Genomic DNA, 23,071 nt, shown 5'->3' on the forward strand with positions numbered 1-23,071 from the left:
TATGAAAAAAAGAGGTTGGGGTGTTCGTCTAGGTGAAATATCTACGTTAATTTATTTACTATTTCCTTTTCTTTCAATATTTGATGAAAAAAGAGGGTTTCAAGTAGTGTATATAAGTGTGCTATTAATATTTAGTATATCTTATTTAATCTTAGTATTATATCATGACAAATTAAATAGAAATAACATGTATATCATGTTAATTATTCACTACTTAGGAATTATATATTTTGTATATAGTGTCAATCCGATGAACAGTTTATTCTTCTTTTTTAGTGCGTTTGCTTTACCTTTTATAATGGGAGTATCTGTGAAATCAAAAGAATTTTATACCTTTATAGCTACAATGATTATTTGTTTAGTTATAACTTATTTTGTAACTCCAACTTTTTTTGTCCTAATAATTGTATTTTACTTAGTTATTTTAATAGTTACATTAGGTAATTTTAAAGCGAGAGAAGATCGAAAAGTTAGGGAAGAATTAGAAGAAAAGAACAAATATATTAATGTCTTAATCGCTGAACAAGAACGCAACCGTATAGGGCAAGATTTACACGATACTTTGGGTCATATATTTGCGAGCTTAACTTTAAAATCAGAATTAGCAGAAAAACTTATAGATAAGGACGTTGAAGCGGCCAAAAAAGAAATGAACTCTGTCACGGAACTCTCTAGAGATGCTTTGAAAAAGGTGAGAGCTATAGTTGAAGATTTGAAAGTTCAATCATTTGAGGAAGAAGTGAAATCGGTTGAAACAATTTTAAATAACGCTAATTTAAAATTTACTTTTTATAATAAAGGTGGAGCAAAATCACTTAATCCAGCAAAGCAATCGATATTATCTATGATTCTGAGGGAAGCAATTAATAATATTGTAAAACATGCACAAGCGACTAAAGTTGTTGGTGAATTGCAAGAGGAACAAAATACATTGAAAATGACAATTTCTGACAATGGTATTGGTATAAACACAAAAAAGGTACAAAAGTTACAGAGTATTGAGGAAAGAGTGAATTATTTGAACGGGCATTTAGAATTTCACTCCAACAATGGTACAACTTTAGTGATAGAAATTCCTAGGGGTGATTTGAAATGATATCAATCGTAATCGCAGAAGATCAATTAATGCTTAGAGAAGCAATGGTTCATTTACTCAATTTAAATGATGGTTTAAACGTACTGGCCGATGTTGATAATGGTAAAGCTGTTATGGAATATGTTGAAGATGAAGTGCCGGATGTTATTATTTTGGATGTGGAAATGCCTCAAATGACAGGTCTTGAAGTATTGGCAGAGATTAGAGAACGACAAATTGAAACAAAAGTAATAATTGTCACAACATTTAAACGACCTGGCTACTTTGAAAGAGCTGTGGCGAATGATGTTGATGCATATGTATTAAAGGAGCGCTCCATTGAAGATTTAGCATCTACTATCCATAACGTTGTCGCAGGAGAAAAAGAATATAGCACTTCGTTAATGACATCATTATTTTCAGATTCTAATCCACTAACACATAAGGAACAAATTGTTTTAAGAGAGATTGGTGAAGGTCTCAGCAGCAAAGAAATTGCAACGAAATTATACTTATCAAATGGAACAGTAAGAAACTATACTTCGATAATCATTGAAAAATTAGTTGCTGAAAATCGCTTTGATGCATGGAAAAAAGCGGTTGATAAAGGTTGGATATAATAATAAATTAAAGAATAAACAGGCTGAAACTTAACTATATATTTATCAGAGAGTACTAATTCGTAATTCATGGATTAGTACTCTTTTTCTATATTGGTTAATGTTTGTTGAATAGATAGCATTTTTATGTCTTACTAAAATAATTAGTGAAGTTAAGTTTTGCTATTTTTAATATATTTATTAAAAAATAATGTAGTCATTTTCTGGTGTTAGTATTAAAATATTATTGATGATTTAAATTTTAAATTTTTGCTAATTATAAGCAGATAATTGGGTGCTAAGTTTACAATATTATATTCGATAAAATATTGTGTTCAGAGTCATAGATAGGGAGGTCATATACATATGAAATTTTGTTCGAATTGTGGAAATAAATTAGAGGAAAATCAATCATTTTGCAATAAGTGTGGTAAGCAAGTGAATGGTGGAACTAGTGAAGGTACTGAAAGTAGCAGTAATTCAAATGACAACACTAGTACAAATAGTGAAAGCAGCATTAATCCTAATTACAGTAGTACTACAAGTAGTGAAAGTAGTAGTAACTCAAAGTATGACGCTAGCATAAACAGTGAGTACAGTAATAGTTCGAATTACAATACTAATTCATATAGTAAAAATAATAACTCAAACTATAGAACGAGTAATTATTCGTACAGAAATAACGATTATTTATATGCAAGTAAGAAGAAAAAGAAATCTGCAACAGTAATTATACTTTCTATTGTTGCAGTACTATTATTGCTAGGTGCTTTAATTGTTGCGGGATACTTTTTATTTAAAAATTTGAATATTAATATAAATACCGTCGATAGTTCTGAAAGTAATGCTAATAATCAAAGAATTTCTATTAATGTTTTATCGGATCAATTTAGCTCAGATTTTATGAAGAGTGATAATTCAGATGGCTACGATGGCTTTAATATTGGTATGTCAAAAGATGATATTAAGGAAGAATTTGGAGAGCCAGAAAGTGTTGATAGCATGGACTTTGGCGAAGTAGAAAAGTATGGCGATATTGGTGTTACCTATGATAGTGATGATACCGTATCTAGTGTTTATGTATTACCACAAGATGTGTCCGTTAGTGCATTCAAACAATTTCATGGTGAGCCAACGATGGAAAGTGATGGTCAGTTAATATATGACGATAATTCAGATAATGGCTTTACCATATTTATAAATGTGAAGGATGGGGAAGTTCAATCTATCGAAAATGGCTATCAGATGGATAGAGATTAAGTCTTAAATCAACTTTCAAAAGATATAAGATTTATATAGAGGAATAGCATTTTATTTCACATAAAGCATAATAAGCTGAGACATATTAAATAATGTCTCAGCTTATTTTTATAATTTACCAAATAGATAACATTGTTTGGCAGTTATTCTGGATCTCCGTTCTCATCATATTTCGTTACGTTGCCGTCAGAATCTATGATATAAGAACCTGCAAGTTCACCATCTTTATCTGTGAATGAGAATCCCCAATCTCCGTTATCTTGCTGTTCTGGCTCTTTGTAAGTATATTCTGAGGTATCCAATGTGTGTCCTTCATAATCTTCGACTTTATCGATAACATTTTCTCTAGTTACACTGCCGCTATCGTTATTATCACTCGTTTCATCACTACTATCGCCTGAGCTAGAGTTACTGCTCTCATTAGAACTGTTTGATTCTGAAATAACACTAGTCCATTCATTGATTTCACTTTGTGATAAATCTTGAAGTTTAACTGTTTTTGGATTATTTAGAATGCGGTTAGACTCACTTTGTGAATAATCATCTTCGTCCCAGCGTCTATCTTGGAAATGACTTGGTACGTCATACACATCAACGGTACCATCATTGTTATCTTTGTAAATGACTTGTCCAGATGCAGTTGGTGTACCGTATAATGCTTGTGTTCCGTTTGGATATTTAGCAGAAGCACTTTCATTATATGGATTTAAAGCTTCACCAGATATATCATCATGGGTAACTTTCGTTTCTGAAGCATCTAAGTTATAATCTTTATCTTTAAGAACAGATACCCAGACTTTTGCAAAATGTTCTGGAGAGTTTGTATTCTCATTACTGTTATTGTTGGTGTTTGTTGATTTATTGCTAGATGATTGACTACTGTTATTATCCTTTTTGCTATCATTCTTTTGACTTTGCTTGTTATCGTTGTTGGAGTCATCGTTGGATCCGGTATTAATGTTAATGTCACAAGCCCCTAACAAAAGAGAAGCAGCCATTGTCCCTATTGCTACATATTTCAATTTCACAAATCATCACCCTTTAAAATTTAATTATCATTTTCACTTATGTATTATACACAAAATATTGCGTCATATCTTATTGTTTTTTAAAAAAGAGGGATTACATTAGTAACAGGATATTTTAAATTTTACATATGATAGAGGGAAACGCTCAATATTTACAGTAATAAAGTTTTTCAGAAGTGGTAATAGTAAATGTATAAATAACTAATCATTCGAATTTATTTACGGTAGGTGTATCGATGGTGGAGGCTATAGAAACTTTTATTAAACAAATGAATGATATGGCGCAAAAATTAAAAATGCACAATACAACGATTAAAAATCCTTCAGGCTTAAGTGCGAGGGGGCAATTGTCTACAACATATGATATTGCACTATTAACTTTACATGCGAGCCAAAATCAGTACATTTCAGAAATTTGGCGTAAGAAAGAATATCAAGTTAATATATCAGGGAAAGACGCCAGACAAACTAAGATTAAAACAACAATCGAAAATAAATTTTTGTCGAATTATTATACGCTATTAGGAGGAAAAACAGGGACGCTAGGCATTATAAAGAATTTGACTGCAATCGTCTATGAACAAGGGAAACAATATATCGTTGTAACTATAGGGGCACAAGGAAATAGATTTCATCAAACGAGACTTATATTGGATTATGCATTAAAAGGTGCACTTTCAGAAGATATTCAAATTCGGGCATATACTGTGATGCCATATCCGTCATTTCCAATACACCTTTCAAATAATACTAGGTTGCAACAACTATTGGCATATAAAGAACATGAAAAAGTGAATCCAGCAAGTATTATTAAATTACTCACTATATTAACAGCTTTAACCTATCCGATAACTATGGAAGATTCAATTGTAATAGAAGCAGAAGATATCGTAGAAGATGCATTAAATGCTCTGAAAATAGGTGACATCATTAGCGTGAATGATGCCTTGCACTTGATGCTATTGGCTTCTTCCAATATCGCAGCTCAAGCTTTGGCAAGGTTTGTTGGACAGAAAAGCATAAAATAATCCCCCTTTGTAAAAATCAATTGTAGTTCGAGAAGATTTATACAAGGGAGATATGTGTTTAGCGTCAATTTCAAATTGTCAGAAATAGAAATAAAATGATGGATGATTAGTGTGAATGCATTTCCTGGGCAATACTTTTTGAGCTCTATAAAGAATGTCTCCAGTCAATTTCTGATTTAATAATGGTTGGTACATCAATTTTATTAGTGGGCGTGCCTTTTAGAATTAAATCGAGTAACTCTGCTACAGTTGATCCAATTAATTTAGAAGGTTGATTAATACTTGTAATACCAGGCGAAATAATGTCTGTCACATTAAAATCATCAAATCCTGTTATGCCTATATCATTAGGAATAATTAAATTATTTTTATTAATTAATTTAATTATGTCCAAAAGTACTGTGCCATTTAGTGCAAATATTGCAGTTTTCCCAGTCTTAGTGATTTCTGTAATTTGTTTAATATCAATATAATGTGCTTCATCAACCTCAATTAGATGAACATTTAACTTGTTTGCATTACTTATATCGGCAATTGTATTGTAGCGTTTTTCTCTAGTATTAACTTTATGGATAGGTTGTGAAACAACGATGATATTTTTATAACTTTTTTCAACGATTGACTGCATGAGCTTTGCCACAATTGCTTCATTGTCTGTGGTTACCGAGAGCCAAGGGCTATCCTCAATTTCACGGTCTACCAAAATCATAGGGATTTGATTATTTGCAATAAATTGATAATTAGAGGAGTTATCATTCGAAGGTTGAATAATAATCCCTTCAACATTTTGATCAACAAGTTTCTGTAATATCCTCTGTTCTTTTATTTCTGAGTTAGCGGCTTCCACAATTATTAGATGATAATTTGTATGTTCGAAATACTGACTAATGCCTTTTAATAATAATGATGAATACATATTAGATATATCTGCAACCACTACACCAATTAAATTACTTTTTCGAGTTGTTAAAAATTGGGCTTGTTTACTCGGGCGATAATTTAACTTTTCAATTGCCTTTTTAATCTTTTCACGCGTATCAGCTGACATTTTTTGATGATTACCATTAATATATTGTGACACCGTTGATTTCGATACACCTACATACTTCGCCACATCAGAAATTGTTACTTTTTTCTCCATTTTATGTTCAATCCTTCCAATGGAATCTATCCTAATCATATTAAAGTTTAACATTGTTATTTATAAAAGACTAAATGTAAGCGTTGACATTTATAGTAAACCGGTTTACTATAATACACAAGAAATTAGAAAACCGGTTTACCTAATTTAATTGAAGGGATGATGTTATGAAAAATACTGATTTGGTTTTTAATACGTTAGTTGCACAAGAAAAAATTAATTCTGGATTAACACAATTAGAAATATTTGATTATATAGTCGATTTGGGCTTCAACAGTATAGAAGTAAGAAGAGAATATTTTAAAAATATTGATAGTGAAGTGGAAGCTATTGCGAAATACTCAAAAGAGCAAAACATCACTATTCTTTACAGTGTTCCAGAAGTTATTTTTCTAGAAAATGGAGAACTTAATCCAAATATTGAACATTATTTCACTGAAGCATGCAATCTTCATGCGACACATGTAAAGATGACAATTGGTAATTACCAAAATAAAGAACAATTACAAAATTTAAAGATTATCAATGAACAACCATTTAGTTTTACGGTTGAAAATGATCAAACTGAACAATCAGGAACAATTAACCATATTCTAAAATTTTTAACTGAAGCTGAACAATCAAGAATTAATATTGGCTACACATATGATTTAGGAAACTTTAGATATATAGGGGAGAGTGAAATTGTTGGAGCAAAAGCGTTGAAGGAATATGTGAGATATATTCATTTGAAAAATGTTACACGAGAAAATGATTTGTTAAGAGCAACTTCTCTTGAGCAAGGTGATATTAATTGGCGTAAAGTAATAACGCTTTTACCAACTGATGTACCAGTAGCATTAGAATATCCATCGAATATTAAAGATGAAATTTTAACAGATAAACGAGCTATTGAGGTGTTAGGTTATGGAAATTAAAAAAACGAATGTAGATGCAGAAAAATTTGCGTATAAATTTATGGAATCTATACAACGAGATATTAACAGTTCTGAAGATATACAAAAGTCAGCAAAAGAAGCATTGGCAGCGTACTTAACAGCATATTATGTTGCCCTAGATTTTAATAATCTGGAAAATTCATTTTTCCATGAAGAGAAGAAAAAGAAAAATGTATCAACTTATCAAAGAATTTTAAGTGAGCTAAACAAATATTAGGTGGTGAGGTTATGGGTGCAGCTATTACTGGTATATTGCTATTGTTAACATTTATTTTGTTTGTCATTTTTGTCATGCGTGGTGGGAATTTAACTTTAGGATTTTTAATTATGGCTATTCTTTGGACTATTATTGGATTGGTGCCAATAAATGTAGCCATTAAAGAGATCTATACAGAGCCTGTACTTAAGTATGGAAGTACTATTGTGAATATTATATTTGGGTCTTGGTTTGGTCGTGTACTCGTTGATACGGGTATTGCTGGTAGTATTAGTAGACGAACTCAAACAGTAGGTAATCGTTATCCTGTGGTAGCAACAATTCTAATCTCATGTGTACTTGCATTGATATTTTCAAGTTCTTATGGAGTTGGCTCAGCCATAGCAATTGGTGTAATTATTTTCCCAATTATGTATTCCATAGGTGTGCCAAAGCACATCGCTGTGTCAGTATTTACTTTGTCGATTGGTGCAGCGATGTACATTAATAATGTCTTGTTTGTGCAATTTCAAGTGTTTTTCCCGAAAATCGAGTGGGGCTTAAGATATCAAAAATTTGGTTTTACAGCAATGTTAGTACAGATGGGAATTACAATTGCATTTATTTTGTATAATCGCAAAAAAATTCAAAACGGTAAATCGAAATTGGTTGTTAAAGAAGATGAAAATACTGAGATTAAAGAGGTTTCACCATGGACTTACATATTACCAATCTTACCTGTAGCATTAAATATTATCTTAGGATGGGATGCAGTTCCAGCATTATTCTTATCAATAATAGTTGCCTTATTTGCAACTGGAAATATGAAAACGTATACAGGACTTATAAAAATGATAAACAATACAGCATATAACGCAATTAGTGATATTGCAGGGTTAATTATTATGCTATTTGTACTGAATATGTTCCAAGCAGCAGCGGTTCATGCAATGGCCGACTTTAATGATGTATTTAAACATATAATTCCAGATAATACATTACTGTTAACTGTGATTATGGTTTTCCTAGCTCCATTAGCATATTTTAGAGGACCATTATTCTTATATGGTGCGGGGGCAGCTACGGCAAGTATCTTTGTTAGTACAGGATTATTTGATCAATATTTCTTATATGGATTACTTGTCGTACCTTCAATGGTTGGGATTTCAGCGTGTATCACGCAATCTTGGAATTTATGGGCAGTTCAATATAATGAATTAGATACTAAAACCTTTTTAATAACAGGCCTACCGTGGATTTGGATAGCAACAGCAATTAACTTATTCTTAGCATACTTTATTTTATAAGGAGAGATAGCATATGAGTAAATTTCTAACCATTGGAGAACCAATTGCGTTATTTGGTTCAGATGAAATTGATAAAAGCTTAGTTGAAGCTAAAAAATTCACTAAATATTTAGCGGGTGCAGAAGTTAATGTAGCAGTCGGTGTGTCGAGATTAGGGCATTGCACACAATATGTTACAAGACTTGGTGATGATCCATTCGGTGAATTTATTGAAAACGAACTAACTAGAAATAATATAGGTACAGATTATATTGAAAAGACAAATGATTTTTGGACAGCATTCCAATTGAAAAATCGTGTTAGTCAAGGAGATCCAGATATTCATTACTTTAGAAAAGGTTCTGCAGCAGCGAACTTTAATGAAGAAATATTAAACAAAATAGATTGGGATGATATAGAAATTGTCCATTTATCAGGTATTTTTCCTGCTATTTCACAACAATCATTAGCTACATTTAATAAATTGATAGAGTTAATTGATCGTAAGCAGATCACGTCAACATTTGATCCAAATTTACGACCTCAGTTATGGCAGTCTGAAACAGAAATGAGAGACACACTTAATTACTTGGCTAAGCATGCTGATATAATTTTACCTGGTATTAATGAAGGTAAAATATTAGTAGGTAGTGACAATCCAGAAGAGATAGCAGACTTCTATTTAACTCAAAGTGAGAAAACGAGCATAGTAATTGTTAAATTAGGAGCACAAGGAGCATATATAAAGCAAAAAGGTGAAACAGTTGGAATGACAATTTCAGGACAACGAGTTGACCATGTTGTAGATACAGTAGGTGCTGGCGATGGATTTGCGGTAGGTGTTATTACTGGATTATTAGAAGGTATCGACATCAAGTCCGCAGTAGCAAGAGGTAATATAATTGGAGCGCTTGCAGTACAGTCCTCGGGAGATAATGATGGCTATCCAGACAGAACTGAACTAGAAGCAATAGAAAAGGAGTACGAATGATGAAATTACAAGTTGCGTTAGATCGAATTTCATTAGATGAAGCTATTAAATTATCCACTAAGCTAAATGGTAATGTAGATATTATAGAAATTGGAACATCATTAATCAAAGATTATGGAAATAGCGCTATTGAAAAAATAGCTGAGGTTACTCTAGATAGTAAAATTTTGGTTGATAGTAAAACGATTGATGAGGGTGCGTATGAGTTTAATCAAGCATTTCGACACGGTGCAGATATTGTGACAGTAATGGGTGCGGCAAGTTATCAAACGTTAACAGCTTGTTATGAAGTAGCCCAGCAATATAATGGCACGATGATGATTGATTTACTTAATTTAAATCATAAACAAATAGCAGCAATTGATAATTTTTCAGAAGCAGTCTATTTGATTCATCATTCTGTGGATGCAAATGAAAAGTTATCAGTTATTGCAGAAATAGAAGAATTCAAATCTTTACATGAACATGTTGAACACATAGCTATTGCAGGTGGTATAGATTACAAAGCAACATCAGAAATATCACAGCAAAATTTTGCAGACATTGTTGTAGTGGGTTCTAAAATAACTACATCAAAAAATATCGTTGAGACAGCAAAAAAATTTATGGAGGTATTAAAAGCATGAGTACGATTACTACTGTTATGAATGAAATTCAAGAAGTGATGAATTTAGTAGATGAAAATGAAATAGATAATGTGGTTAAAAAATTAACAAAAAATCAGAGAATATTCGTTGTTGGTGCTGGAAGAAGTGGTTTCCAAGGTAAAGGATTTGCGATGAGATTAATGCATATCGGATATCAAAGTTATGTAGTAGGAGAAACGATTACACCTTCCGTTCAAGCAGGCGATATTTGGGTAGCTATTTCTGGATCTGGTACAACTGAGAGTATAGTCACTCAAACGGAGAAAGTTAAGAAACTAGGACTCACCGTAATTGCATTAACAAGCGATGAGAATTCTAAATTGGCACAATTAGCAGACGAAACCATAATTGTTCCAGGAGCTACAAAAGTAAATACAGGTGTGAAATCATCACAACTACTATCTTCCTTATTTGATCAAACTGTACACATCACATTAGATGTATTAAATCAAAAATTAGCAGAACGTGACAATACAACAAATCAAAGCGCCAATGCACAACATACAAACGTTGAATAACCTTTTAAAATAAAAAAATAAAATTGGTAGGTGCTATAAATTGAAATCGATACAAGTTTTGAATGAACTACAAAGTAACAAATTAATCGCAGTTTATAGAACCACAGATAAACAAAAATACATTGATATTGCTCAAATCTTAATTAAAAATGGATTAAAAATTATAGAAGTTACGGCAACAACACCACAAGCAAATGAAATTATTAGAGAATTATCACAATATGAGGGCGTTGTAGTTGGTGCAGGTACTATATTAGATAGTGAGACGGCAAAATCGTCAATAGAAGCGGGTGCGACATTTATAGTAAGTCCAGGGTTTGATAAGTATACAGCTAAATTAGCAAACAGTTATGATGTGCCTTATATTCCGGGATGTATGACTGTGACAGAAATGATGAATGCGAGTCAGTATGGCTGTAATATCATTAAATTATTTCCAGCAAATCAATTTAGTCCAAAATCAATTAAAGACTTTCAAGGGCCATTACCTCAACTAGAGTTTATCCCAACAGGCGGTGTAGATAGAGCTAACGCAAAAGATTGGTTAGATGCAGGTAGCTTTGCAATTGGTATAGGTAGTGAAATTACAAAAATTTATGAAAAAGAAGGTTCTAGCGGATTGCGTAAATATGTACAAGAATTACTAAATTAAAAATAGATTGTGGAATGGGTAGTGATTGATAATTCGGTATGATTTGCAATGCCGTTGAAAAGCTAATAAATTTTTTAAAATAGTAATTTAAGGAGTTGTTCGTTTGAAAATATTAAAATCATAAAAGTTATGTTCTTTCTGATTATTTATTGTGTTAAAATATATTTATAAATCATAGACAATAGGGGACAATGTAAATGAATATTGACGAAAGAGCTTATATTGAACAGAGAGTAGCAAATAATTCAAAATCTACAGGTGTAGCATATCTATTGTGGTTCTTTTTAGGTGGTTTTGGCGCCCATAGATTTTACTTAGGCAAAACAGGATCAGCTGTAGGCTTATTAGTATTAACATTATTAACATCTTGGTGGACCTTTGGTATTCCTACTATAATTTGGGTTATTATAGATGCATTTCTTATTCCAAGTATAATTAGAGAGCATGCACAAGCAGAACGAAACCTTGCTACAACAGAAGTTCAACTGATGAAAAATAAGTAACTATCAGCATAGATATATGAATCTATAGTAAGAACTAATATAAACTTTCCTAAACGTTAATTGTTGTGATCAACGATTAACGTTTATTTTTTACAAATAAAAAGCTAAATAATTTATAACAATAATATATTCACTATAAAATTATTTAAATTTTTGTGCTGTAACCTTACTAAAAAATTGAAAATATAAAAACAGTGGCGTACCATTAAATTATAAAGAATAAGGAGGTAATACGATGAAAGCTGCAGTATGGTATGGTCAAAAGGATGTTCGAGTTGAAGAGCGTGCACAAAATGAATTAAAGGATGGGGAAGTTAAGGTTAAAGTATCTTGGGCTGGTATTTGTGGAACGGATTTGCATGAATACTTAGAAGGACCTATTTTTATTTCAACTGATAAACCTGATCCATTTCTTGGTGGTAAAGCACCTGTAACTTTAGGGCATGAATTTGCTGGTGTCGTTGAAGAAGTAGGCGCAAATGTTAATAAATTTGCTAAAGGTGATAGAGTCGTAGTTAATCCAACTGTTTCAAAGCGTGAAAAAGAAGAAAATATTGATTTATATGATGGCTATTCATTTGTAGGTTTAGGTTCTGATGGTGGCTTTGCGGAATTTACCAATGTTCCGGAAGAAAATGTTTATAAATTACCGGATAATGTTTCTGACAAAGAGGGCGCATTAGTTGAGCCAACTGCAGTTGCTGTACAAGCTATCAAAGAAGGGGAAGTATTATTTGGTGATACAGTAGCTATTTTTGGTGCTGGACCAATCGGCTTGCTAACAGTTGTAGCCGCTAAAGCAGCGGGTGCAAGTAAGATATTTGTCGTCGATTTATCACCAGAAAGATTAGCGAAAGCGAAAGATTTAGGTGCTACACATGTCATTAATTCTGGTGAAGATGATCCGGTTGAAATAATTAAAAATAATACTGACAGTGGTGTTGATGTAGCATTTGAAGTTGCAGGAGTAGCGCCAACACTTAAACTTTCTATTGATGTGACTAAAGCACGTGGAACGGTCGTGATTGTCTCAATCTTCGGTCATCCTATTGAGTGGCATCCAATGCAATTAACGAATACAGGTGTTAAATTAACATCTACGATTGCGTATACACCTACTACGTTCCAACAAACAATTGATTTGATTAATGAAGGTAACTTACAAGTAAAAGATGTGATTACTGACGAAATTCAACTAGAGGATATTGTGGCGTCTGGATTTGAACAATTAGTAAATGATAAATCACAAGCTAAAATTTTAGTGAAGATTTAACAAGTTTAGTAAACTTAATTACCAAATTCAATATATTTATAGCTCAAGTGTGCTAACCGAATAAGAAGGCAATTTCTGTTGAGATTGCCTTCTTTATTTTAGTTTCCATTGGCAGAGTTAATTGAGACAAGTTTAAATTTTTATACACCAGACACCTCGTTAATTTAGTTTAGTGAAGTTTATTAAATGATACGAAAGTGTCTTATTTTTTGTAATAATAGTATCAATGCACTTCGTATTGTTTGCGAGACACCTGAGGGAGCAGGATGCGTGTCGAGACCAAGGCTCGACCATTCCCCTAGGTAAGCGAGCAATACGAATCAGAAAGATAGATAGAATATCTCCTTTTACCTAGTATGCTAGCGTGTGTGTAAGGAAATTGAATTATATTAAAATCGTTGTCTTGATATTTACTGCTTATAATTTTACAGTATTGTTTGCGAGACACCTGAGTGAGCAGGTTGCGTGTCGAGACCAAGGCTCGATCATTCCCCTAGGTAAGCGAGCAATAACAATACTGAGTATCGATAACAAAGCCCATCAAAAATCTTTGATGAGCTTAATGCAAAGTATTTATGTCCCAGATTCTGTATTTTATACAAATTGACCATTTTCAAAAATAACGCGTTGCTTTTCTCCTTTAATAAAGGCATTATAATTATCATTTTGGAAATCAGCTAATAGCGCTCTGGAAGTTCCAAATTTCAAAGTTTGTTCTCCACTTTTTATATACATCTTTCTAAATAATAAGGCGTCCTTTAATGTGATTTTATCAATCATATCGTAGTCTAATTGTACTGCTTCACGATATTCAAAAGTGTTAAATTTCGTTACTACATTTGCCAAGAAATCTTCGCCTAAATAGAAAATAGATAAGTCAGATCTTCTTTGTTGCCCAATCAACAACCGACCTTTTTCAAATTTTTGTTGTGGAAAATTCAACTCCAAATATTCTAAAATATCCGCTTCTTTCAATTTAAATTGCATAGTAAGCACCCCTATATGTATGATTTTAAGTTAATAAAGCTTTATAAATAAAATATACCCAAATATCGTACTATTTGAATATTTTTTATAAAAGAAAACAAAAATATTCAATTGCCCAATTCTTATATTTACCTGTTTGAAAAATTTGTACGATATTTTGATGCACTTATTTCAAAATGTTTTGTAAAGATTTTAGAGAATAACAAGGGATCTTTATAACCTACTTTTAAGGCGATTTCACAAATCATCAAATTAGAATTAATTAATAATTGAGATGCATGATACATCCGAATATAAGTTAAATAATCTTTAGGCGAACAATTTAAATTTTTTTTGAATAGCTTAAATAAATGGCTGCGTGTTATATTTACATGATTTGCAACATCGACAACCATTATATTTCTATGATAATTACTGTTGATAAAATCTACAGCATGTTGAATGTCTTCATTTATAATTGCTATTTCGGTTGAAAATGTTTTAGGAAATAGTGTCTGTAACTGATAAACAAGTTGGTATAAATTTTGTATAATTAAAATGTCTGAACCATTTTTTGTATCAACTGATTTAGATAATTCACAGACATTTTGAATAATTGTTTTAATATCGGAAGTGTCCTCATTTACAATCACGTAATTATCAACAATTTGACAGCGATTGAGATAATTGATAATTTGCTTTCCACCCACGCCAAGCCAATAATACGTCCAAGGATTGGAAAACGAAGGATAATATTCAACAGTTTCACCTTTCTTTAATAAAAATATATCACCTTCTTTTAAGTGATGTTCCACATCCTGACATTTAAATGTGCCTTCTCCATTTGTAACAATATGTAAAACGGCGTCTTTTATTACTGTATATTGGTAACCTACATTAGGCACACCAACCTCAATACCACATTCAACTAGATTTGCGTCAATGTGCTTCTTTTGGAATTTTTTCCAAAGTAATTGCATAACATTACACCTCGATTTCATAGAAATTATAGCTTCTTATGTCTATAAAACCACAACTTCAAGGAATAATGAAACATTTTTCCATATATTATCATCATTATGCTATTCATAATATTTGTTTTATACAAGTAAAATAAACTTAAGTTATTTGTAAGCGTTTTTATATTATTTGCTAATAGAGGTGAATGTGATGGATAGACATTTAACAGGTATGCAAAAGTTTTCTTTTGGTTTTGGTGCAATTGGTAAAGATGCGATATTTAATATCGTTAGCGTATTTTTAATGTTTTACATAACGGACATTGTCGGGTTATCACCAGCATTTGTTGGCGTAATGTTATTTGTTGCACGTATATGGGATGCAATTAATGATCCAATAATGGGGATGATTGTTGATAATACGCGTAATAATTTCGGTAAATTTAAAACGTGGTTAACTATCGGGACGCTAGTGAATGCAGTCATTACAGTACTGTTATTCACTAATTTCGATTTACCTCAAAGTGCAATGTATGTATATATTTCGGTCTTGTATATTTCCTGGGGAATGAGTTACACGATGATGGATATACCTTATTGGTCATGGTTACCCAACTTAACGCATAATCCTAGAGAACGTGAAGAAGTTTCAGTAATTCCTAGATTTTTTGCAAGTTTAGCTGCATTTACAGTAGGTACATTTGGGTTGTTTTTTATTCATAAATTAGGAGATTTGTTTGGAAAAGGCAGTGATTCTGTAGGAATATTTGTCTTTGCAATTATTTGTAGTGCTGTCTTTATTTTTACAATTGCTGTAACGATTATAAAAGTACCTGAAGATAAAGAAATGGAGCAGCAAATTGGAATAAAGGTAAACTTTAAAGATATTGGGCGTATTTTATTTAAAAATAAAGAATTACTAGCCATTATGGGTGTATTACTTACTTTTAATCTATGTATGCAAACATTAAATGGATCGATTATATATTACTTTAAATATGCGGTTAATGCAGAACATTTATTTTCTATATTCAATTCAATGATTTTATGTGAAATGGTTGGTTTGTTATTTCTTCCTAGATTTATAAAATGGGTAGGAAGAACGAAAGCATTTAATACAGCAATTATCTTAATTGTTACCGGTTTAGCAGTTATTTTAATAGCTGGATTTATTATTCCAAAGGTTACGATTCCAGTTATTATTGGTGCCGGTTTATTAAGAGTTGGTTCAGGATTTATGACAGGTATAACAACTGTTTCATTAGCCGATGTTATTGATTATAGTGAGGTGAAATTTGGACAGAGAAATGAAAGTATTATTACATCGACTAATACGTTTTTAACAAAGGCTTCACAAGCTATTGCTGCTTTGATTGTAGGAATGGGATTAACCATTTTGGGTTATACGCCGAATGAATCACAAACAGCACTTACAATTAATGGATTGAGAGTAATGATTATTGTGGCGCCTGTCATATTTGTTTTTCTAGCGGCATTTTTATATCACAAAGCATTTAATTTAAAGGGCGATTTTTTAAAGGATGTAGAGCAAACACTCTATTACAAACGTCAGAGAGAACATAATGAACGTATGAATAAGGAGGATGCTAAAGATGTTACAACAACAGTATCATGAAAATTTTGAGGTGCAACATATAAATAAATTACCGAGACGTGCTTTTTATATTCCATTTCAACAAGGGGAATCATCGTATCGTCTTGAAACGAGATATCATACAGCAAATGTTACTTTATTGAATGGTGACTGGCAATTCGACTATTATGAAACGTTCGATAACTGTTTAAATCATTTGTTTAAAGAAACGAAAAAGGAGTTGCCTGTGCCATCGGTTTGGAACTTATACGGCTTTGATCAATTACAATATTTAAATACGCAATATCCAATACCATTTGATCCGCCATACGTTCCTATAAACAATCCTTGTGGGCGATATCAACGTAAGTTTGAAATTGAACAATTTAGCGACGTTAGTGATTATCACTTGAACTTTGAAGGTGTAGGTAGTGCTTTTTATGTATGGATTAACCACCAATTTGTGGGATATAGTCAGATTGCGCATTCAATATCTGAATTTGATATTACTGAATATGTACATGAGGGTGTTAACGAAATCGAAGTAATTGTATTAAAGTATTCAGACGGAACATACTTTGAAGACCAAGATATGTTTAGACATTCAGGTATATTTAGAGATGTGTATATTTTAAAAAGAGCAAAAGCGCGTTTGAATGATTTCAAGATCGAAACTATTGTAGATAATGAATCAAATACAGCAACTATTGCAGTGGACTTAATAGATAAACAACATTTAGAGAATGTTAAATTATCACTATTTGATCCTGCGGGGAGTCTTATATCTGAAAATATCGTCAGTGATTACTGCAAATTTAAAATAGATAAACCACTGTTATGGTCTGCAGAAAGTCCGTTACTCTATTCATTAATGATTGCCACAAATGATGAAGTGATTACGCAAAATATTGGTATACGCCAAGTAGAAATAAAAAATAATCAATTTTATATTAACGGCCAATCTATTAAATTTAGAGGCGTGAACTATCATGATAGTGATCCGAATACGGGTTATGTAATGAGTGAAATACAGTTTGCCAAAGATATGAAACTAATGAAACAAGGTAATTTTAATGCGATTAGGACGGCACATTATCCGAAATCTCCTTTATTTTATGAGCTGACCGATAAATATGGATTTTATGTGATGAGTGAAGCAGATATAGAAACCCATGGTGTGGTTCGACTATATGGGGAAGATAAGAATGAGCATTTCAATATCATAACTGACGATCCTAAATATCAGCAATCTATCATTGAGAGAATAGAAGCATCAATAGTTCCATTAAAGAATTATAGTTCTATCGTTTCATGGTCTATGGGTAATGAGTCAGGATTCGGTATTAATATGGTTAGAGGTCTAGATCGTGCCAAGCATTTGGATAGTACAAGGCCTGTACATTATGAAGGAACACATTATCGAAATCGCGATAAGCATTATGATTTATCCAATGTTGATATGATCAGTAGAATGTATCCTTCTCCTGAAGAAATAGAAGAGAAATATTTGAAGAATGAGCATTTAGATAAGCCATTTATCTTGTGTGAATACGCACATGCAATGGGCAATTCACCTGGAGATTTACATGCATACCAGGAACTGGTTGAACAATATGACTGCTTTATCGGTGGCTTTGTTTGGGAATGGTGTGATCATGCGATTCAGACCGGTGTCAAAAATGGCGAAGGGGTATTTAGATATGGGGGAGACTTTGGTGAAAAGTTACACGATGGTAATTTTTGTGTGGATGGTATTGTTTCTCCAGATCGTATACCACATGAAGGGTACTATGAATTTAAATATGAGCACCAGCCTTTAAAAATAATTCAGCAACAAGGTGAATATTTAACATTTAGAAATCAATTAGATTTTACAAATATTGAAAATTATTTATTAGTTGAAGCTATAATTACAAAATTGAACGGTGATAGAACAAAAGTGGCAATTCATTTTGAAAACTTTGAACCACATAGTGAGCAGGTGATAAATCTATCAAATTATGTAGATTGTTCTAATGTGAGTACTGTGATTTTTAAATATAGTTTATTAAATGATGAACTGCTGCGCTCAAAATATTTTGAATTAGGGTATGACCAAATTATCTATAAGAGAAGAAATATTGAATTAGAAAGAAATAATCAAAGCCACATAGAATACGAAGAATTAGAGCGACAAGTTAATATATCTGTTCATGATTGGAGCTATAGCATTGATACGGAAACGGCGAATTTAATTTCAATAATAAAATCAGGAAATATTATCTTAAATGAACCTACAAAAATTAATTTATGGAGAGCACCAATAGATAATGATGTTCAAATTGTATCTGACTGGAAGTATGCAGGATATGAAGATGCCTCGACACGTGTCCGTGATTACCAAATTCGAGAAAGTAAGAATGAGCTCAGTCTTAAATTTGATATTGTAGTCGTTAATGATGTTGTACCACCGATTCTTTGGGGGACACTGACTTGGACAATAAATCATGAAGGGGTATTAAAGGTGGATTACCAGTTAGAAAAGAATGACATTGCACCATTTTTACCAAGATTTGGTCTGGCTATTACACTTATAGATCGATATGAACAGTTAAGTTATTATGGCAATGGTCCATATAGTAGTTATAGCGACAAAGGTGTCGCAACATATTTAGATTATTTTAATACGACGGTTACAGAAAATGGAGATCAGCACATAAAACCTCAAGAAACAGGTAGTCATAACAATACTACATTTATGCAAGTTAGCAATGGTATAAATAAAGTAATTGCAACGAGTGAGCAACCATATAGTTTTAATGCGAGCCATTATTCATTAGCAGAATTGACTCATAAAGAGCATAAAGATGAATTAGTTGAAAATAACCAAACGTATCTATATATAGATTATGCACAGAGTGGTATAGGATCTAATAGTTGTGGTCCTGAATTAATAGAAGCGCACAGATTGAACGAAAAAGAAATTAAATTTAACTTTGAATTGAGATTTGAATAGTAAAATAAATATCGAAAAAATGTAAAAAGCAGAGAAATATATAATTTCTCTGCTTTATTTATTCCTCGATAATGTAACGATAAATTTCATCTTTAACAGATGTTTCCAATGAGAGGTTCATAGTTACAATATTATCCTTTTTCTCATTAGGCATAACTGTTTGTGTAGCTGTGTCTTCTATATAATTTGCTTTACCTAAGTAATAGAATTCTTTACCATCTGCTGCATCTTCTTTTTTTACAAATATATACATATCTATGTTATTGTGTCGATGATCTAAAATTTTCTTAACTTCATCAGATTGCAGTGTTCTATTAGATTTGGTAAACCATTTTAATTCATCAGGACTTAAAAATTCATCTTCGTATTTAGTACTGTCACTGATATCATCTTGCTTATGATAAGTTATAAATAGAGGGAGCGTATTGTTTCCAAACTTATAACCAAAAATATTGCCTGATTCATCTGAATTCCAATTTAACAGTTTTACGAAATCTTTTCTTGTATACTTATTATAAAGTAGTAAACCATTTTGGTTTTCATGATGTGTTTTATGATTATGTTCTGATAAGTGAATAATGTCTTCTACATATATTTTAAACATCTCATTTTCTAAACTTTCTTTAAATGATTTAGTAAGAGCAACATTGTTATCTTTTACTTCTATGATAGGTTCTCCATAGATTTTGTGAATTGTATCATTAAAAAAACTATAATCTAAAATTTTAAGACTTGTATGCACATCTTCAATGGTAATATTTGGATCAGTATTTTGAGTTGTTTTTAATAAATTATCAATAGTAGATGTATTTTGCATTAATTCGGCTAAAATTAAATATTCAACATTTTTTAAACCAGGAGAGATTTCTCTAGATAGAAAAGTTAAATTTAATTTTTGGTTTTTAGTTAGGGTATCTTCAATTTTTTTTGCTTTCACTAAAAAGTCGTGATAATTGGTGTAATTACTTTCTGATGAATAGATAACACTAGGGTCAATGGAATTGTGTTCTATAAAATCCATAAGCAAGGGTAGTCTACCAATTCTTTGTTCAACATCATTGAATGCTTGTTTAATACGTGATGCTGAACTAAGTTTGACCTTTTTAAGAGATTCGTAAATTTTCTTTTTTGCTACCTCTTCAAAATTAATTGTAGATACACCATTTAGCGCTGTGTTACTTGTTAAGAAACGTTTGTAGTTATCTTTATTTTGAGATTGGTCACCTGATAAAGCAATTGGAATAAGGTAGTTTTTATCATAGTTGCCAATAAAGTCTATTACTGTTACATATTCTTTATTATCGCTTTTTCTTAATCCTCTACCCAGTTGCTGTATAAAGATAATACTAGATTCTGTTTCTCGAAGCATTACAATTTGGTTAACTGGAGCAATGTCTATACCTTCATTAAATAGATTTACAGTAATAATATAGTTAATTTCACCAGATCGTAGTTTTGAAATTGCTTCTTCTCTTCTTTGTGGTGAGTCTTCTCCAGTTAGTGCTATAGATGGCACATGATTTAATGTTAATTTTTCTGCTAAGGCATGTGCTTCATCTTTTCTACTAACAAATATCAATCCCTTCAATACATCTCCTGAATAACCGTAATAATTTGTTTTTTCTAGAATGTGTTTAATTCTATCGTCGGAAGTTAGATCTTTTAAGCTGCTAACTTCATCTGAAACCTCACCATTAATTGTAAAGTCAGTCACTCCAAAATAATGGAAGGGACATAAAATTTCACTTTCAAGTGCTTTCTGTAAACGAATTTCATAAGCAATATTGTGATCAAACATATCAAAAATATTAAGGTTATCAGTTCTTTCAGGCGTTGCTGTCATCCCTAATACAAAATCAGGAGTAAAGTAATTAAAAACTCTTTGATAAGATTTAGCAGCAGAACGATGTGCCTCATCATAAACTATGTAGTCAAAATGCGTTTTATCAAATTCGTTATAAATATTTTCGTTAGACAGAGTCTGAATGGTAGCAAATAAATATTTAGCATTGGTGTCTTTACTTTTTCCAGTAAGTAAGCCAAAATCATTTTCGTCACTATAAGGTAAAACTTTTTTGAATTCTTCGATTGCTTTGTTTAAAATCCCTTCATTATGTACAATAAATAAGAATTTATTTGGGTTATAATTTTTAACATCTAAAGCACATAAAATAGTCTTTCCAGTACCCGTAGCAGATATAATAAGTGCTTTATGTTTATTTTTATTTCGTAAAGCTTGTAAACAATTTAGTGCTTCTTCTTGCATTATATTAGGAGTTATTATTTGAGTATTATTAGAAGATTTTTCTAACAATACATTCTCTGGAGAATTGCGTATAGCATTTTTTAAAGCTTGCTCATCGAATATAAATTCGTAATTATTAATCCATTCACTTGTAAGTGGGGCGCTTTGCTCCCACAATTCATTAAATTGTGAACGAATATTGTATACTAAGTCACCATTTTTATGTGTGGAAAATAAAACATTATGTTCGTAGTTAACTTTTAACGCATTGGAAGTTAAGTTTGAACTTCCAATTATAACGGTAGAGTATTTTTCATGTTCAAAAACATAGCCTTTAGCATGGAAGCCTTCAACATCCGTTAAACGTACATCAACGTTTTTTAGCTTTAATAATTCTTTATACATTTTAGGCGTGTTAAATCCTAAGTAATTTGAAGTGATTATCTTTCCTTTTACACCTTTTTTATCTAAATCATATAGGTGTGATTTTAAACTTGTTAATCCACTCTCAGTAATAAAAGCTACTGATATTGTAAAAGACTTACATTTGTGTAACTCATCTATAACTGTTGAGAGTACATTTCCTTCTTTGTTGTTGATTAGAAGTTTAGGCATATAATTACCTTTATGAGAAATTGTACGATCTATAAACCCTTTATGAAGTGATTGATTGAAGTCTTCAAGTAAATTATTCATATTTTTGCCTCATCCATAATTATTTTTACAGTTGGTATATCAGCAGGTGCCCATTGAAGCTGATCCAATTCTTGTGATTTCACCCAAATAATACTTTTATGTTCTGTTAAGGTTGGAATTTGTTCTTTTAACTGGCATTTATACGTATGTAGATTGACTATACCGAAATCATACTCATATGTTGTAGTTGTTATCTTTTCACCAACTTCTACATCACAGAGCATTTCTTCTTTTATTTCACGTTTCAAAGCTTCAATATCGGTTTCGCTTTTTTCAATTTTTCCTCCTGGAAATTCCCACATAAGAGGTAAACTCATTTTTTCACTTCTTTGTGCACATAAAATGCTATTTTCGGAAAAAATAACTGCTCCCACAACTTCAATTTGCTTTTTCAAAATAAAACCTCCTTATATTTATCTATATTTTAACAAAAATAAATATAAGGAGTAATATGTTGTTGTTAATATTAATGAATTACAGA

Annotated in this window: 21 protein-coding genes; 15 read left to right on the forward strand and 6 right to left on the reverse strand. The window is 31.6% G+C overall.

The features are described from left to right. The first annotated feature begins 1 nt into the window (after position 1). The 3 genes from ACF91D_RS08850 (at position 2) to ACF91D_RS08860 (ending at position 2,934) form a co-directional block, all read left to right on the forward strand. Positions 2 to 1,096: a sensor histidine kinase gene (locus ACF91D_RS08850; protein WP_107590132.1), complete on the forward strand. Its 1,095-nt coding sequence runs from the start codon at positions 2 to 4 to the stop codon at positions 1,094 to 1,096. Beyond that, entirely contained in the window at positions 1,093 to 1,695 is a 603-nt protein-coding gene (locus ACF91D_RS08855) for a response regulator transcription factor (protein WP_107590133.1), read from the forward strand. The genes ACF91D_RS08850 and ACF91D_RS08855 overlap by 4 nt, the downstream gene beginning before the upstream one ends. 345 nt (positions 1,696 to 2,040) lie before the next feature. After that, positions 2,041 to 2,934, forward strand: a complete 894-nt coding sequence (locus tag ACF91D_RS08860) for a zinc ribbon domain-containing protein (protein ID WP_107590134.1) — start codon at positions 2,041 to 2,043, stop codon at positions 2,932 to 2,934. A gap of 143 nt (positions 2,935 to 3,077) precedes the next feature. Here the strand turns inward: ACF91D_RS08860 and ACF91D_RS08865 are convergent, their stop codons facing one another. Further along, positions 3,078 to 3,962, reverse strand: coding sequence for a hypothetical protein (locus ACF91D_RS08865; protein ID WP_232161434.1), 885 nt, complete (start codon positions 3,960 to 3,962; stop codon positions 3,078 to 3,080). A gap of 236 nt (positions 3,963 to 4,198) precedes the next feature. Between ACF91D_RS08865 and ACF91D_RS08870 the strand changes: the two genes are divergently transcribed. Beyond that, on the forward strand, positions 4,199 to 4,990 hold the full coding sequence (locus tag ACF91D_RS08870) for a serine hydrolase (RefSeq protein ID WP_392436880.1): 792 nt from the start codon (positions 4,199 to 4,201) through the stop codon (positions 4,988 to 4,990). A gap of 145 nt (positions 4,991 to 5,135) precedes the next feature. Here the strand turns inward: ACF91D_RS08870 and ACF91D_RS08875 are convergent, their stop codons facing one another. After that, positions 5,136 to 6,131 (reverse strand): LacI family DNA-binding transcriptional regulator, encoded by a 996-nt coding sequence (locus ACF91D_RS08875; RefSeq protein WP_042737874.1) that lies wholly within the window; start codon positions 6,129 to 6,131, stop codon positions 5,136 to 5,138. A gap of 167 nt (positions 6,132 to 6,298) precedes the next feature. Between ACF91D_RS08875 and ACF91D_RS08880 the strand changes: the two genes are divergently transcribed. The 9 genes from ACF91D_RS08880 (at position 6,299) to ACF91D_RS08920 (ending at position 13,135) form a co-directional block, all read left to right on the forward strand. Beyond that, positions 6,299 to 7,048 (forward strand): sugar phosphate isomerase/epimerase family protein, encoded by a 750-nt coding sequence (locus tag ACF91D_RS08880; RefSeq protein ID WP_107590136.1) that lies wholly within the window; start codon positions 6,299 to 6,301, stop codon positions 7,046 to 7,048. After that, on the forward strand, positions 7,038 to 7,286 hold the full coding sequence (locus tag ACF91D_RS08885) for a hypothetical protein (RefSeq protein WP_107590137.1): 249 nt from the start codon (positions 7,038 to 7,040) through the stop codon (positions 7,284 to 7,286). Before ACF91D_RS08880 ends, ACF91D_RS08885 begins: the two co-directional genes overlap by 11 nt. A gap of 11 nt (positions 7,287 to 7,297) precedes the next feature. Continuing rightward, the gene (locus ACF91D_RS08890) at positions 7,298 to 8,572 is read left to right on the forward strand and encodes a gluconate:proton symporter (protein WP_107590138.1); all 1,275 of its coding nucleotides are present in this window, start codon (positions 7,298 to 7,300) and stop codon (positions 8,570 to 8,572) included. Positions 8,573 to 8,585: 13 nt separating this feature from the next. Next, complete coding sequence (locus ACF91D_RS08895; protein ID WP_107590139.1) at positions 8,586 to 9,542, forward strand: sugar kinase; 957 nt, start codon at positions 8,586 to 8,588, stop codon at positions 9,540 to 9,542. Continuing rightward, positions 9,542 to 10,168 (forward strand): orotidine 5'-phosphate decarboxylase / HUMPS family protein, encoded by a 627-nt coding sequence (locus ACF91D_RS08900; RefSeq protein WP_107590140.1) that lies wholly within the window; start codon positions 9,542 to 9,544, stop codon positions 10,166 to 10,168. The genes ACF91D_RS08895 and ACF91D_RS08900 overlap by 1 nt, the downstream gene beginning before the upstream one ends. Beyond that, on the forward strand, positions 10,165 to 10,707 hold the full coding sequence (gene hxlB, locus ACF91D_RS08905; protein WP_107590141.1) for a 6-phospho-3-hexuloisomerase: 543 nt from the start codon (positions 10,165 to 10,167) through the stop codon (positions 10,705 to 10,707). The genes ACF91D_RS08900 and hxlB overlap by 4 nt, the downstream gene beginning before the upstream one ends. Positions 10,708 to 10,747: 40 nt before the next feature. Continuing rightward, on the forward strand, positions 10,748 to 11,359 hold the full coding sequence (locus ACF91D_RS08910) for a bifunctional 4-hydroxy-2-oxoglutarate aldolase/2-dehydro-3-deoxy-phosphogluconate aldolase (protein ID WP_107590142.1): 612 nt from the start codon (positions 10,748 to 10,750) through the stop codon (positions 11,357 to 11,359). A 197-nt stretch (positions 11,360 to 11,556) separates the two neighbouring features. Next, positions 11,557 to 11,862, forward strand: coding sequence for a TM2 domain-containing protein (locus tag ACF91D_RS08915; protein ID WP_042737882.1), 306 nt, complete (start codon positions 11,557 to 11,559; stop codon positions 11,860 to 11,862). Positions 11,863 to 12,097: 235 nt separating this feature from the next. Next, entirely contained in the window at positions 12,098 to 13,135 is a 1,038-nt protein-coding gene (locus ACF91D_RS08920; protein WP_042737883.1) for a 2,3-butanediol dehydrogenase, read from the forward strand. A 594-nt stretch (positions 13,136 to 13,729) separates the two neighbouring features. Here ACF91D_RS08920 and ACF91D_RS08925 read toward each other — a convergent pair. Both ACF91D_RS08925 and ACF91D_RS08930 read right to left on the reverse strand, forming a co-directional pair. After that, complete coding sequence (locus tag ACF91D_RS08925; protein WP_042737884.1) at positions 13,730 to 14,122, reverse strand: hypothetical protein; 393 nt, start codon at positions 14,120 to 14,122, stop codon at positions 13,730 to 13,732. Between the two features lie 128 nt (positions 14,123 to 14,250). After that, positions 14,251 to 15,081 (reverse strand): AraC family transcriptional regulator, encoded by an 831-nt coding sequence (locus ACF91D_RS08930; protein WP_107590143.1) that lies wholly within the window; start codon positions 15,079 to 15,081, stop codon positions 14,251 to 14,253. A 190-nt stretch (positions 15,082 to 15,271) separates the two neighbouring features. On the opposite strand from ACF91D_RS08930, the gene melB reads away from it, so the two are divergent. Beyond that, complete coding sequence (gene melB / locus ACF91D_RS08935; protein WP_107512482.1) at positions 15,272 to 16,696, forward strand: melibiose:sodium transporter MelB; 1,425 nt, start codon at positions 15,272 to 15,274, stop codon at positions 16,694 to 16,696. After that, on the forward strand, positions 16,674 to 19,649 hold the full coding sequence (locus ACF91D_RS08940; protein WP_107590144.1) for a glycoside hydrolase family 2 TIM barrel-domain containing protein: 2,976 nt from the start codon (positions 16,674 to 16,676) through the stop codon (positions 19,647 to 19,649). Before melB ends, ACF91D_RS08940 begins: the two co-directional genes overlap by 23 nt. Positions 19,650 to 19,707: 58 nt before the next feature. Here ACF91D_RS08940 and ACF91D_RS08945 read toward each other — a convergent pair whose 3' ends face one another. Next, positions 19,708 to 22,590, reverse strand: a complete 2,883-nt coding sequence (locus tag ACF91D_RS08945) for a DEAD/DEAH box helicase (RefSeq protein ID WP_107590145.1) — start codon at positions 22,588 to 22,590, stop codon at positions 19,708 to 19,710. Then, positions 22,587 to 22,985, reverse strand: a complete 399-nt coding sequence (locus ACF91D_RS08950; protein WP_107590146.1) for a (deoxy)nucleoside triphosphate pyrophosphohydrolase — start codon at positions 22,983 to 22,985, stop codon at positions 22,587 to 22,589. Before ACF91D_RS08950 ends, ACF91D_RS08945 begins: the two co-directional genes overlap by 4 nt. Between the last annotated feature and the right edge of the window lie 86 nt (positions 22,986 to 23,071).

This window comes from Staphylococcus sp. 231237_7MaSpsaltlick (assembly GCF_043107035.1).

What these genes read in the sequence shown, in the direction of transcription:
- ACF91D_RS08915 (WP_042737882.1), top strand. Translation starts at nt 11,557, where the DNA reads ATGAATATTGACGAAAGAGCTTATATTGAACAGAGAGTAGCAAATAAT.
- ACF91D_RS08930 (WP_107590143.1), bottom strand. Translation starts at nt 15,081, where the DNA reads ATGCAATTACTTTGGAAAAAATTCCAAAAGAAGCACATTGACGCAAAT.
- ACF91D_RS08945 (WP_107590145.1), bottom strand. Translation starts at nt 22,590, where the DNA reads ATGAATAATTTACTTGAAGACTTCAATCAATCACTTCATAAAGGGTTT.
- ACF91D_RS08855 (WP_107590133.1), top strand. Translation starts at nt 1,093, where the DNA reads ATGATATCAATCGTAATCGCAGAAGATCAATTAATGCTTAGAGAAGCA.
- ACF91D_RS08885 (WP_107590137.1), top strand. Translation starts at nt 7,038, where the DNA reads ATGGAAATTAAAAAAACGAATGTAGATGCAGAAAAATTTGCGTATAAA.
- melB (WP_107512482.1), top strand. Translation starts at nt 15,272, where the DNA reads ATGGATAGACATTTAACAGGTATGCAAAAGTTTTCTTTTGGTTTTGGT.
- ACF91D_RS08925 (WP_042737884.1), bottom strand. Translation starts at nt 14,122, where the DNA reads ATGCAATTTAAATTGAAAGAAGCGGATATTTTAGAATATTTGGAGTTG.
- ACF91D_RS08875 (WP_042737874.1), bottom strand. Translation starts at nt 6,131, where the DNA reads ATGGAGAAAAAAGTAACAATTTCTGATGTGGCGAAGTATGTAGGTGTA.
- ACF91D_RS08895 (WP_107590139.1), top strand. Translation starts at nt 8,586, where the DNA reads ATGAGTAAATTTCTAACCATTGGAGAACCAATTGCGTTATTTGGTTCA.
- ACF91D_RS08870 (WP_392436880.1), top strand. Translation starts at nt 4,199, where the DNA reads ATGGTGGAGGCTATAGAAACTTTTATTAAACAAATGAATGATATGGCG.
- ACF91D_RS08900 (WP_107590140.1), top strand. Translation starts at nt 9,542, where the DNA reads ATGAAATTACAAGTTGCGTTAGATCGAATTTCATTAGATGAAGCTATT.
- ACF91D_RS08920 (WP_042737883.1), top strand. Translation starts at nt 12,098, where the DNA reads ATGAAAGCTGCAGTATGGTATGGTCAAAAGGATGTTCGAGTTGAAGAG.
- ACF91D_RS08850 (WP_107590132.1), top strand. Translation starts at nt 2, where the DNA reads ATGAAAAAAAGAGGTTGGGGTGTTCGTCTAGGTGAAATATCTACGTTA.
- ACF91D_RS08860 (WP_107590134.1), top strand. Translation starts at nt 2,041, where the DNA reads ATGAAATTTTGTTCGAATTGTGGAAATAAATTAGAGGAAAATCAATCA.
- ACF91D_RS08940 (WP_107590144.1), top strand. Translation starts at nt 16,674, where the DNA reads ATGTTACAACAACAGTATCATGAAAATTTTGAGGTGCAACATATAAAT.
- ACF91D_RS08890 (WP_107590138.1), top strand. Translation starts at nt 7,298, where the DNA reads ATGGGTGCAGCTATTACTGGTATATTGCTATTGTTAACATTTATTTTG.
- ACF91D_RS08880 (WP_107590136.1), top strand. Translation starts at nt 6,299, where the DNA reads ATGAAAAATACTGATTTGGTTTTTAATACGTTAGTTGCACAAGAAAAA.
- hxlB (WP_107590141.1), top strand. Translation starts at nt 10,165, where the DNA reads ATGAGTACGATTACTACTGTTATGAATGAAATTCAAGAAGTGATGAAT.